A 12,813-nucleotide genomic window follows, 5' to 3' on the forward strand; every position below is an offset into this window, starting at 1 on the left:
TACTAAAATCTAAAACTGCATGGCTTGATTGACATATATTTCAATATCTTTACCTGCGTGCAAAAACCAAATATTAGTACGCTGCATCCTTATTTGAGAAATAGCCTGTTGATTTCGCTGAGAAATTTTGGGAGCTATAGTGTTTATCCCGCCTTCTACGAAACCTGCTGAGATGTTACCTTTAGAGTTATTAGTGGTATATTCTGTGCTGTTCGTAGTTATAGTAATTTGGGAATCAGGACGATTATATAACTCTCCTACTTTACCAGCAGCACCTAAGAAAAATACTCCTATATCCCTCCCAGCAATGGATGATTCTTGATTGGGAAATTGATTTGCTATTAAAGGTTTACCTTGGGGAGCGCGAATAATTATAGCATTTTGCGGTAAGCTTTTTTCTGTGAGAGTGTGATTATTTTGCACAATGACTTTTACTACATCCAGCTTTAGTAAACCCTGTTGGGAAATAGAACGAACTTCAGTTAATAACTCGGTGTTAGTAGGTAAAGCGATCGCACCATCTACAGATTTTAATGGTTGTGTCAAACGCACAACAAATATGTTTTTGTTTTCGTCTTGATTTTTGTTACTCTTTGCTTTCGTAGTTTCCCCAAATACAGCTGTTGCTAATACAGCTTTAGCGGTAGTTCCCACTGCTACCAATTTTGAGGTTGGCGATTGTACTTGGCTCACCATATAAGTTGTCCGTGATTGGATTCGGTTAGCATTAGAATCTGGTATCTGTCGCGCCACCTGCGTATTTTGTTTATCTGCATAAGTAGTAATTCTACGATTCGGTTTACGAGTGAAATTTACCTGACCATAGCTACCTAGCTTTGCTAATGTTGTCCATTCTTTGATTGGGTTTGGTGTGGGTGATGGAGTAAAATTAACCACTGATTGAGTGTGTGGCTTTAGAGATGACAACTGTGAAGGTTGAGGTATTCGTTTAACTGTGACTATCCCAGACCGAGAAACTCTTTGTATAGGTGTTGGTATTCTTTGCAGTTTAATTGGCTGTTTATTTCTAGAATTATCTGACGATTTTACATCTAAAGTGATTACAAGATGAGGAGGCTTTGATTTTGTACTTTTAAGGTTTTGTTGTGTGGTTTCAATCAATTGTGTTTGTTCCGTCAGGGCTAATTTCGTTTTGAGAATTTCTATTTCTTCTTCTAGCCCTTGAGAACTGGATACATTAGTTAGTGGCGATCGCACTTGTGAAACAGCAATATTTTTTTTTGGCTTTTCACTGCTGGTGTTCATTATCTGGGATAAAAACCCAGCCGCCATCAAAACTATAGTTAAGGTAACAGTCCCCACCAAGCTTAACTTGGTAAACGGGTTAAATGAGAGGAGTTGTTTAGTCTGAAGTTCTTGTGGTTGTGAAACTGACTGCTTTAAAACAGTAGAATCTTCTAAAACTGGGACTTCAATAACAGGAGATTCTTCTTCAAAGCCAACCAAGCTTGCCATTCGTGATTCCCAATCTAAAGAATCTACTTCTAATGGAGGTTCATCCAAGGTTAGAGTATATAAATTTTGTGCCGAAGTTTTTGAAGTAATTGAATATTTAGTCATTGTATAACTGAGGTTTTATTTACCAAATAATTATTATTTTTATATTTTTCTAATTTGCTTTTATCTAAAATTAGTTTTATTTAACTAGATAAATGCTATTGAGTTTAGTAAGAAATATTCTTAGAATATGACTATTTAGATAAACTTCAGATTCTGGTAAAAGAACAAATTTTAATCAAGTTTTTTGTGAAATATTCATCATGAAAACAAAGCCTGTCTAAAACAGGCTTTGTTTGCATATATCCAAAATTAGGGATGGTGGAATAATTCTAAAATGTGGTATCATTTACTGCTGATTGCTTATCAAACAAAATTCAGGAGTCAGGAGTCAAAATTCAGAATGAATGAATTTTGACCGAAAAAGCGGATAGCGCAGTGTTAGCGAGTATTCGTTCGCTTTTAGCGTCTCGTAGAGAGCGTCTTGATTCTGACTCCTGAATTCTGACTTCTGAATTCTTCTTCAATCGGACTTGATATTATCCTGTGCTACCAAGGCAAAGGAAATGGCCCACCAAACTTTCTTATCTCTGCAAAAAAGCCACCTTGAGAACCACCATCTGGCAGTGTAGCTAAATAAACAGCTGTTTCTGCTCCTTCTTCTGCGGTTAAGGGCGCATTTGCTCCTCCAATATCAGTTTTCATCCATCCAGGAGAATAGTTGTTAACTAAAATATTAGTGCCCTTCAATTCCTTCGCCAATAGAGAAGCCAGTCCATTTAAAGCAATTTTTGACAGCCGATATGAGGGAGCAAGAGGATAAAAATCAGTACTAATAAAATTCAAAGATGCCATTTCAGTGGATACATTAACAATGCGTCCATAATTACGCTCTTGCATCAGAGGAATTAGTGCTTGAGACACACGCAAAGAACCAACTGTATTGACTGTAAATGTCGAGATAACTGTATCCAATTTGGCAGTAATCAGACTGCTTTCCTCTGGTTCTTTTGCAGGGTTTACTCCTGCATTATTGACTAATATATCTACTCGCCCATACTGTTTACGTAATGCAGCTACAAAGTCTTCAACACTTTTATCATCAGTGACATCAAGAGGTAGATAGTCTACTTCTTGACCTTGTGAAGCCAATTTTTCACGAGCTTCTAATCCTTTTGCTTTGTCACGACCAGTTATAATCACTTGAATATTGTCAAGGTTTGCCAATTTTTTAGCAATCTCAAAACCAAGACCTTTGTAGCTTCCTGTAATGACTGCAACTCTTTTCTCTGTACTCATGATTGTATCCTTTCTATCTTTTTTTGAGAGTGTAAATTAAAACCTACTCACCATAATTTTATACTGGTTCAGCAGCTGGAACTACCAAGAGTCTGGGAATCAGAACGTTACCTGGCTGTTCTAATATGAAACGAACGCAACGGGCAATATCTGCTGATTGCAGAACACCTCCCGAATAGACGAAATTCTTTTGCTCCTCATCCCATTTCTCATATAAACCAGTATCTACAGTACCTGGAGCAATGCTGGATACACGAATGTTGGTTCCTGCAAGTTCCACACGCAGAGAATCCGTAAAGGCTTCAATGGCAAATTTAGTACCGCAGTAAGCGCCTAATTGGGGGGTTGTTTTTAGCCCAGCAATACTTGAAGTATTGATTAAAAATCCACTGCCAGATTGCTTAAAGTGTCTCAATGCTGTGTAAGCTATTCTATAAGCAGATTCGACATTGACTCGAACCATCTGGCAAATTGCTTCGATATCAACACTTTCAATTGGGCCTACAGTCATCACACCTGCATTGTTGAAAACTACGTCAAGTTGGCCAAAAGTTTGGATAGCAAAATCTACCAATTTTTGTGGCAATTCAGGGTTGGTGATCTCACCAGTAACTACTTTGGCGTTTTGGAGTTTAGAGGCTAGCCGTTCGAGTTTATCTTGCGATCGCGCTGTGAGTACTAGACTCATACCTGCTGCATCTAACTCCTTGGCAACTGCCTCGCCGATCCCACCACTAGCCCCAGTGATAATAACAACTTTGTTTTGCAAATTCATGTGTTTCTCCTTTGAATTTGTCGTTGAATATGTTACTTTTGCGGTTAGTGTTTTCTCCCTAGTAGCTGAATTAATAGTGGGAAAAATCTGCTTAACTAGATTTAGTTACTGTCTAAAAATTAAGAGCAATTGTGATTATTGAGCTATTTCTGCCAATTGACATTCCCAATTTTCTCTCTAGTTTAAGAATTACAAAACACAACTACAAACACAATGGTTAAAATTTGGAAATAAGTTTGCATTTTTTCGGTTCTACTGTATACAAAACTAAGTTTTAAACTCGACTTGATTTAATCAAAAACTCAAGGTTACTGAATACCGTCTCTTTTCTCACTTAGCGGATATCTAATCCGGGTACGCCAATATCCAAGCGGAATATCCCTCCATAACCGTCTTCTGTTTTTATACCGCCAGTCACGAATAGCTGGTCAAGCTTTGTACCTGCAAAAGCGCAATTGCTGGTGGTGAGATTACCAGTCGAATATCGACGGATCAGCTTGCCTTCAGGATTGAGAACCTGCACTTGACCCATGCCATAGTGAGCCACATAAAGGTTTCCCATCGGATCTTGGCATATCCCATCGGGCTTGTTGTCGATTTGTTCTCCCTCTTTGAGGGGGAGTTGAGCAAACACTTTCTGCGAACTCACCTTTCCCGGTGACAGTATGTCATAGACTAAGACTTGATTCTTATTACTTTCGCTAACAAAGAGCCGTTTGCGATCGCTACTGACGACAATCCCATTGGCAAAAGCTAATCCGGTAACGACTAAGTTAATTTTCCCTCTAGAATCCACATAATAAACGGAACCGGTTGGAGTTTGGGGGTTTGAGTTACCGGAGTCAGTGAAGTAAAAACTTCCTGCTGCTGAATCTATAGTAATGTCATTGGGATACTCCAAGAGCTTGCCATTAAATTCCTTCGCAATCACTTTTAGGATCTTGCCGTTGGCATCTAGCTGTACTACCGAGTTTTTGGCAGCAACAATATGAGTGCCATCGGGCATAATCTTGTGACCGTTAGCACCTGGGACTTTAGCCCAGATTTTAGTGAAGCCTTGAGGAGTTACAACTGTAATTGTCCCGGCTTTAGTTTGAGAGAAGTAGAGGTTGCCCTCACCGTCTAAGACAATTCCTTCAGAGTATTTATCACTCTGCAAAACCTTCATTGGTGAAATGAGATATGCTGGCGGCAATGTTACTTTAGATAAGGTAGCAACTACAGCCGTATCTGGGATCTGCGTTGCCGCCTGTGCAGAGGTAGATGTGGCATTTTTGGAAGTATAACGGCAAGAAGTCAGTAGCAAAACTTGTGCAAAGCTCAAAGCAATCAAAGCAAATTTCCACACAACAGAAAAACCTCTTTTTGTAGAAGTAATGTTAATAAATATGTAGTTAGGATAAAAATTCAATTACTTCTAAATTACGCATTTATTAAGTAACTAAATATCAAAAATATGAGGTTTTCAAACATCAAAGCGACCTTGAATCTTGAAAATATCTGTAAATAGCAATACCTAATACCATTATTTCTTTGTGAGGCTGCGCCAACTTTTCTTTCTTTCTTTGTGTCCTTTGCGCCCTTTGCGGTTCGTTCCTCATATAGTTTTTGGTATAACAATCTAAAACTAATTGCCAATAGCTTGAAACAGAGAATAATCTTAACGGCTGAGTTTTGGAACGCAAACCCAGCCATGTAGTATCAAAAAATTTCTATCGACGATGTAGGGTCATTTGAATGCCATAGCGGGGTGTAAAAGACTTCTGGGGGTATGGTTCGAGTTGCTGACCAGGTACTAGTCGCGCTTGCCAGTGCTGTGCCAGAGTTGCCAAGATTAACGCATCTTTTGTTGGCGCGAAGTCTCGACCAGCGCACTGTCGAGGGCCAGCGCTGAAGGGAAAATAGGAAAACTCTGGGCGAGCTGCTTGTGCCTCTTGCGTCCAGCGCAAAGGGTCAAAGCGATCGGGATCGGGAAAGAAACGGCGATCGCGATGCAGCAAGCGCTGGCTAAACAGCAAAATTGAACCAGCTGGAACTAGATAATCACCAAATGACACATCATCCCGAACAAAACGTCCGACGATCCATACAGAAGGATATAGTCGTCGTACCTCTTTGAGTACCATCTCTGTATAAGGTAGGTTCGGCAAATCTTCAAAAGTTGGTGTACGTCCTGCTAACACACTTGTAAGCTCGGCGTGTAACCGTGCCTCAACTTCAGGGTATTGTGAGAGTAAATACCACGCCCATGACAAGGTTGTGGCTGTCACTTCATGCATGGAAAACATTATTTTTAGTGCTTGGTCAGCGATCTGCTCATCACTAGTAACTTGCCCATTCTCCTGTTGTTTTAACAACCAAAAGAACAAAGACCTCGAATCAGGTGGAGCAGCACGGTGATCTTGGATCAGGCTTAACATCAAGTTCAACATATAAGAACGGGCTGCTTCTGCTTCTGCTGTCATAGACACAGGTGTAGAAGGTACTAAGTCATTTAACAATGCAGCGATCGGGTCAAAGCCATAGCCAACATCCATTGTGACAATTGCATCAGCAACTTTCCCCGCTTCTGCTTCCACATCCGCTTGAAACAGCGTCTTAAAGACAATTTCCAGCATAATACGCATCACTTCCTTGTAAATATCCACCCTCAGCAGGTCACGTTCTTGGTAGATAGCATCCCAACGGCCATCTGCATGTAGAGCAGCATCGACCATTATTGGAGCATAAGTTGTACCTAATTGACCCTCAAACAGAGGTAAGATCCCACTTATCTGGTGTAAGTAAGTTCCTTCTGAAGTTGCATCTTTGCGTTTAGCAAAGTAGCTAGACTTGTTAACAAATACGTCGCGGATAAAGTCAGGATGATTAAGTAAATAGATGTCTTGAGTTCCAAAAGGGAGACGTACAATATCGCCGTATGTCTGTACGAGATTAGCCACAAAAGAGACTGGATCGTAGTTGCGTAAACCTTGCAGGGTATTATCAAAGGTCGCTTCCGTAGGACTCGGTAAAGTTGCAGATATGATTGGCATAGAATTATCCTAAAGTTCTTAATTACAAAAAGTCAGGAGGTTGCCCGAACTGGTTCCCAGCCTGGAGGCTGGGAACCCATTCCCAGAGGCTCCGCCTCCTCTTTCTTGACAAGAGGCAGAGCCTCTCGGAATTCGTTCCCAGCCTCCAGGCTGGGAACGAGGCTAAGTTTGTAGTAGTCAGCAGAAAATGATAATCCAGTAGGGAACGAGGCTACATAAGTCTTTGGGCTTTACAAGCGTGCCATTCCCCCAATATGGAGCTGTCTCACCATTTGAAATGTCTAAAACCCTTACGTAATAGTAATTACGAATTACGAATTGGCTTAGGTTTTACCTTCAAACTTTATCAGCCAGAGCAATTACTCTTGACTCTTTTTCGAGTTGGGAATGCAGTCCCAGAGGCAAGGAAGAAGGAGACGGCTCATTACTGAAACGTTGTAACCTCAAATCCGATCCTTGGGAAATCATATCTGCTGCTTTTTCACCAATCATCAGACATGCAGCATTCGTGTTCCCACTTACAACTGCTGGCATAATGGAAGCATCTGCTACCCGCAGTCCCTCAATTCCGTACACTCGCAATTGCGGATCTACTACCGCCATAGCATCACGCCCCATTTTGCAGGTGCATGAAGGATGCCACTCGGTTCTGCACAATTGACGGATGCTCTCACGTAATTGTTGTTTTGTTTTGACCTGCGATCCGGGTGATAATTCTTTAATGCCCATCTTCTCGAAGGGAGGCGTACTCATTATTTCACGGCTGAGTTCAATCCCCCTCATCAGCGTTTCCATATCAATATCAAACTGCATATAGTTTGTTCTAACAACTGCCAGATCCTTTGGATTTTTGGAACGCAGGGTGACACTGCCCTTACTATGTGGACGTAGAAGGGTTGGTACGCAGTTAAAATGTGTACCCCCAATAAAAAGCTCTTGTTGGCCAAACATAAAGGGACTGAACTCGAACTGTAAATCAGGTGCGGTATCCTCCATACCACTACGGCTATGAGTGAATAAACCAACTTCGGTGATTACAGGTGGTACAGGCTGTTCCTGTTTGCATTCATATCCAATATCTAGCAGTACATGATCTTGCAAGTTTTCTCCAACTCCTGGCAAATCTACTACAACAGCAATATCATGTGCCTTCAAGTGGTCAGCCGGGCCAATCCCTGCTAACATCAGCAACTTGGGTGAAACAAATGGCCCAGCACTCAAGATAACTTCACGCTCTACCACAACCGTATGTAAGATGCCTTCTTGGAGATACTCGACTCCTGTAACACGTGTGCCTTCCAACAAAATACGAGTTACATAGGCTTTTGTCTGGAGCGTTAAGTTCGGACGGTTGAGAGCCGGTTCTAAGTATGCCACAGAAGCACTGCATCGCTTGCCGTCTTTAGTGTGGGCAAATTGATACATACCTACGCCACCCACTTGCTCTGCACCGTTGAAATCCCAGGGTGGAGATTTGAATCCTAGTTCAACTGCTCCTTCTATGAAGGCTTGAGAAATAGGGGATGGGTTCTTATAGTCAACAATCCGAATTGGGCCGCCAACTCCATGATATTCGGAAGCACCGCCCTGATAGTCTTCCATTTTTTTGAAGTAGGGTAACACCTGACGATAGCTCCAGCCCTCGCAGCCCAGATAGTTCCAGTAATCGTAATCGTGTCGGCTACCCCGTACATGAATCATGCCATTGATTGAACTGCCACCGCCTACAACCTTACCCTGTGAAATGGGCAGCTTGCGTCCACTAATATACTTTTCCTCCTCAGTGACATACTGCCAATCAGCTTCCGTGTTCCATGCGTCTGTGAAAAAAGAGCGCAAGTCCGAATTACGGAAAGCGGGTTTGTTATCTGTATCCCCTGCTTCTAGCAGAAGAACATTAATACCAGGGTTTTCACTTAGGCGGCTAGCAATGACACAGCCTGTTGTACCAGCCCCAACGATAATATAGTCAAAGGTTTGATTGCTCATACTTTTTAACTCAAATTGAACGATTTGTTTAACTTTGAAGACTTTTCGGATTGATTCTAAGGATTATCTGACCTGGAGAGCTATTTTCCCGCGCACATGACCGCTTTGGCTCAAGTCATGAGCCTGACGCACCTCAGAAAGGGGCAAAACTCTGTCAACTAAGGTCTTGAGCTTTCTGGTATCAATCAGAGTAGCGATCGCTCTCAATTGCTCTGCGCTAGGTTGGACTGCAATTCCTTTTCCGTTGACACTATAATTAGCACCGTCTTCGTCAGACGGGAAAGGTGGAACGGTGGACACCAAAGTGCCACCTTTTTTGATAACTTGCCAAGAGCGTTCTCGTGTTTCACCACCGATCAAATCCAACACAAGATCCACATCTTTGATCGCATCTTCAAAACGTGCTGCTTTATAATCAATCACTTCATCAGCACCAAGATCGCGTACAAACTTGAGGTTGCTCGCTGAGGCGGTACCAATAACGCGAGATCCTTTGGTCTTTGCTAGTTGGACAGCCATCGAACCAACTCCACCGGCTGCTCCGTGGATCAGAACAGTTTGCGCCGGAGCTAAATTACCTACCTCGAATAATGACTGCCAAGCAGTCAGCGCCGCTACCGGTACTGAAGCTGCCTCAATGAAGTCTAAGGATTTGGGCTTTGCTGCGACATCAGATTCGCGTACCACTGCATATTCTGCATACATACCAATCTCTGCTTGGGGCATCCCATAAACAGCGTCGCCAACTCTAAAGTCTGTAACCCCTGTCCCGACAGACTCGACAATGCCAGCTAGGTCGCATCCCAAAGTTATCGGCATAGGAAAGTCCATCATAGAGCGCATATATCCAGCACGGACTTTCCAATCTAAAGGATTGACAGTTGTAGCATACACACGAATCAGTATTTCACCTGCGTTGGGGCTAGGAAGGGGTGCATCTTCATAAAGAAGTACGTCTGACTCTCCATAAGAATGTATGCGGACTGCTTTCATTGTTGTCACCATAGTTTGTATCCTGATTTGATTGAGGTCTTCAAAGAACTTATTGTGCGGATTTGATTAGGTATTTTTCCGCTAACTATCAAGCCATCTATACCAAGTAGTGACGCACTATGTAAATGTATAAGATTATACATTTATAAGCGAAATCGAACCACAGAGGCGCAGAGGACGCTGAGAAATGAGAGTTTGAGAGATATTTTGCTCTGTGGTTAAAGTACTTTTCCTTGAACCATCTCAATGAGTTCACCGTCAATGCCTCGACAATAGGCAAGTCGGACGCTAAGAGTTGCTTGGCCGCTCGCATCGCCACTCAGAACAAAGTCAGCAGGTTCGCCGTTCCAAGTCTTGTCATTAAACACGAAACTGTAGGGTTTTGCACCAGCGTTTATGGCACGCTGGTAATAAAGGTCGGTGTTTTCGGCTCGCAGTGCTATATGATTCCATATATCATATCCCACTCGCTCGTTGGCAGGTGTACCTCCGGCAACGATTTCTACGTAATTACCATCGCCCATATCCATAAGTTGAACGCGCCTGAGTACGTCGAAAAATTGCCCAGTTGGAAGGATTGTTTGGGCTGAGTTCCAGCCATACCTCTTACGCGCACCAAAACCTTGCTCATAAAAGCGGATTGTTGCGTCGATATCGTAGGAAAGCAGGGCAGAATGATGCAAACCCGGCCCTTCTATCTGATGTATTTTCTTTTTTTTCCATGTCCCTAAATATTCTCCTGATTGTTGTGGATCTTGCGACAATGCGGGTTTATTGCCAAGGGTGAATAAGGCTGTGCTGCTTGCAACTAAACCTGTTAAAAATGAACTCCCAATCAGCAATTTTCGGCGTGTGAATGGATTCTTTGGGCTTCTTTGCATTGTTTTATCTGTGTCTTTCATGTCAGTTAATTTTTACTTCTTAACCTAGACCAGGCTCGTATCTAGGTGAATCACACTAAGTACTAATGCACCTATGTAGTTAAAGCAGGTTGCCTTGAATCAGCTCAATTAGCTCGCCGTCAATGCCCCGACAATAGGCAAGGCGAACATTAATGATTGGTTCGCCGTAGAGACTACCACTCACCTCGAAGTCAGCAGGTCGCCCGTCCCAAATCTGGTCTTTGTACACGAAATTATAAGGTTTTGCTCCAGCGTTTATGGCACGCTCGTAGTAACGGTCGGTGTTGTCGCAACGCAGAGCTATGTGATTCCATACATCATATCCGACTCGTTCGCTGGCAGGTTTACCTCCTGAAATGATTTCTACATAATTACCGTCGCCCATATCCATAAGTTGAAGCCGTCCAATGACGTTGAAAACTTCGCCTGTTGGAAGAATTGTTTTAGCAGAGTTCCAATCATACCTTTTACGCGCACCGAAACCTTGCTCATAAAAGCGGATTGTTGCGTCGATATCGTAGGAAAGCAGGGCAAAATGATGCAAACCCGGCCCTTCTATCCGATGTATTTTCTTTTTTTTCCAGGTCCCTAAATATTCTCCTGATTCTTGTGGGTCTTTCGACAATGCGGGTTTACTGCCAAGGGTGAAGAAGGCTGTGCTGCTTGCAATTAACCCTGTTAAAAATGAACTCCCCACCAGCAACTTCCGACGTGTGAAAGATTTATTTTGAATTGTTTGCATTGTTTGATATTTGTCTTTCATGTAAAATAATTTTTGCTTTTACTCTGATATTTATGATTGAGTATAAGGACTAGGAAAAAACATTTACAATGGTTTATCTTTTTGAACAAGTTTAATTTTTTTCGGTTCTCTAAGAATCCTATGTTTTTTCGATGATATAGGGTTCCTATTTGATTTTTTAAAGGATTTCCCGATTTGAGCAAAATGGCGTTGTGTTAACGCCGAAAGTACGGTAATAAATCATTGTAAATCGTGCGTTAGGACATTCCGTCTAACACATCTTACAATACCTAATTTTTTAACTATTAATTATGCTGGATAGACCAAAAATAAAGATTCTTATACTAGTTGTTTCATTCTAAGCAATTTCATAAGGAGGTGTAATCGTTGCCCAACGCTCGGCAATTTTGCCGTTAGCTAATCTCCAAAGTACAAAACCTTTGAACTCGATCTTTTTGCCCGTCGAAGAATCTATTCCACGCCAGACGTTACGCACCATTACTTTGTCACCTTCAGCAATGATATCCTCAATGGTGACGTGCAAATCGGGATATTTCAAGTAGACCTCTTCAATCATCTGTTTAGCAGGTTCAAAACCAATTGATTCTCCATAAGGTTCATCACGATCTAAGTAATCTGGTGCGAAGTTTTGGTAAGCAATAGCCGAGTTTTTCCGATTAACGAACTCCTCAAAATGATTTCGGATGAATGCTTTGTTGTGTTCTAAAGTTTGCTCGGTAGTCATAGCAATATTTCCTCAGTCGATAATTTTTAGGTCAGACTCGATCGCATGGCACTAAGAAAAGCCTAAAAGCCTGTGTAGCCTCGTTCCCAGCCTCAAGGCTGGGAATGTAAGAGGCTCCGCCTCCGGTCAAGAAAGAGGAGGCGGAGCCTCCCAGAATGGTTTCCCAGCCTAGAGGCTGGGAACCAGTCAGGGCAAGGGCTGTATCTTAACTAGTAGTCTATGTCATTAATTCTGATGGGTTAAGAAAACGAACCGCAAAGGACGCAAAGAGCGCAAAGTTAAGAGGTAAAGAAGATAAATTTAAAACTGATTCACCTCTCAAAACTTTTGGGACAGACTACTAGTGCCATTCCGCCCCGCTTCCGCTTTCTTTTGTGAAAGAGCGCACCAACGCCTAAAGCTATTCCTGAACCGAGAATAGTAGCGGGTTCGGGAACGGAAGTTACAACTTCGGTAAAGCCAAAATTTCCTTCAAAGTTGTCAATAATATAGCGCCCGAAATCACTGCTAAAGTTGAATGTCCCATAAGCCGCTACTCCTGAGAAATTAAGCTGTATCTCTCCTTCTGGAAAGTCGCTAGTTCCCAGAACAGCTAACTCTTGGGCAGAAGCCAACGAGTTTCCATTTGCATCAAAAAGGTTGAAAGCTGCAAAGGTATTTGATCCTTCAAAGCTATCCACAGCAAAACCAAAGCTGAGGGAATTTTTAGCACCATTTAAAAAGTCAACTCTTAAATCGGGATCGAGTAATGATGTTCCTTCTAGAGCGCCGGTCGAGTAAAAGTAATTGACAAATTAAAAAGACTATGAAGCAGG

At 42.1% G+C, this 12,813-nt stretch carries 11 protein-coding genes; all 11 read right to left on the reverse strand.

Annotated features, from left to right (window positions below; all coding sequences use genetic code 11):
* Nucleotides 1-9 precede the first annotated feature (9 nt).
* The 11 genes from HWQ37_RS14920 to HWQ37_RS14970 all read right to left on the reverse strand — a co-directional run bounded on the left by HWQ37_RS14920 (nucleotide 10) and on the right by HWQ37_RS14970 (nucleotide 12,678).
* Nucleotides 10-1,581, reverse strand: coding sequence for a TrbI/VirB10 family protein (locus HWQ37_RS14920; RefSeq protein WP_292748378.1), 1,572 nt, complete (start codon nucleotides 1,579-1,581; stop codon nucleotides 10-12).
* Between the two features lie 486 nt (nucleotides 1,582-2,067).
* Entirely contained in the window at nucleotides 2,068-2,817 is a 750-nt protein-coding gene (locus tag HWQ37_RS14925) for an SDR family NAD(P)-dependent oxidoreductase (protein ID WP_292748379.1), read from the reverse strand.
* 58 nt (nucleotides 2,818-2,875) lie between these two features.
* Complete coding sequence (locus tag HWQ37_RS14930; RefSeq protein ID WP_292748380.1) at nucleotides 2,876-3,592, reverse strand: SDR family oxidoreductase; 717 nt, start codon at nucleotides 3,590-3,592, stop codon at nucleotides 2,876-2,878.
* Nucleotides 3,593-3,926: 334 nt separating this feature from the next.
* Nucleotides 3,927-4,940 (reverse strand): SMP-30/gluconolactonase/LRE family protein, encoded by a 1,014-nt coding sequence (locus HWQ37_RS14935; protein ID WP_292748381.1) that lies wholly within the window; start codon nucleotides 4,938-4,940, stop codon nucleotides 3,927-3,929.
* A gap of 364 nt (nucleotides 4,941-5,304) precedes the next feature.
* Nucleotides 5,305-6,627 carry a cytochrome P450 gene (locus HWQ37_RS14940; protein ID WP_292748382.1) on the reverse strand — a complete coding sequence of 441 codons (1,323 nt, stop codon included), beginning with the start codon at nucleotides 6,625-6,627 and terminating at the stop codon, nucleotides 5,305-5,307.
* 336 nt (nucleotides 6,628-6,963) lie between these two features.
* A complete protein-coding gene (locus HWQ37_RS14945) occupies nucleotides 6,964-8,616 on the reverse strand; it encodes a GMC family oxidoreductase (protein WP_292748383.1) in 1,653 nt (550 codons plus the stop codon).
* Nucleotides 8,617-8,679: 63 nt separating this feature from the next.
* Nucleotides 8,680-9,621 carry an NADP-dependent oxidoreductase gene (locus HWQ37_RS14950; RefSeq protein WP_292748384.1) on the reverse strand — a complete coding sequence of 314 codons (942 nt, stop codon included), beginning with the start codon at nucleotides 9,619-9,621 and terminating at the stop codon, nucleotides 8,680-8,682.
* Nucleotides 9,622-9,827: 206 nt separating this feature from the next.
* A complete protein-coding gene (locus HWQ37_RS14955; RefSeq protein WP_292748385.1) occupies nucleotides 9,828-10,490 on the reverse strand; it encodes a VOC family protein in 663 nt (220 codons plus the stop codon).
* Between the two features lie 100 nt (nucleotides 10,491-10,590).
* On the reverse strand, nucleotides 10,591-11,253 hold the full coding sequence (locus HWQ37_RS14960; RefSeq protein ID WP_292748386.1) for a VOC family protein: 663 nt from the start codon (nucleotides 11,251-11,253) through the stop codon (nucleotides 10,591-10,593).
* 358 nt (nucleotides 11,254-11,611) lie between these two features.
* Entirely contained in the window at nucleotides 11,612-11,998 is a 387-nt protein-coding gene (locus tag HWQ37_RS14965; protein ID WP_292748387.1) for an ester cyclase, read from the reverse strand.
* A gap of 311 nt (nucleotides 11,999-12,309) precedes the next feature.
* The gene (locus HWQ37_RS14970) at nucleotides 12,310-12,678 is read right to left on the reverse strand and encodes a PEP-CTERM sorting domain-containing protein (protein ID WP_292748388.1); all 369 of its coding nucleotides are present in this window, start codon (nucleotides 12,676-12,678) and stop codon (nucleotides 12,310-12,312) included.
* Between the last annotated feature and the right edge of the window lie 135 nt (nucleotides 12,679-12,813).

It is taken from the genome of Nostoc sp. NMS4, assembly GCF_017115095.1.
Lineage (GTDB): Bacteria > Cyanobacteriota > Cyanobacteriia > Cyanobacteriales > Nostocaceae > Nostoc.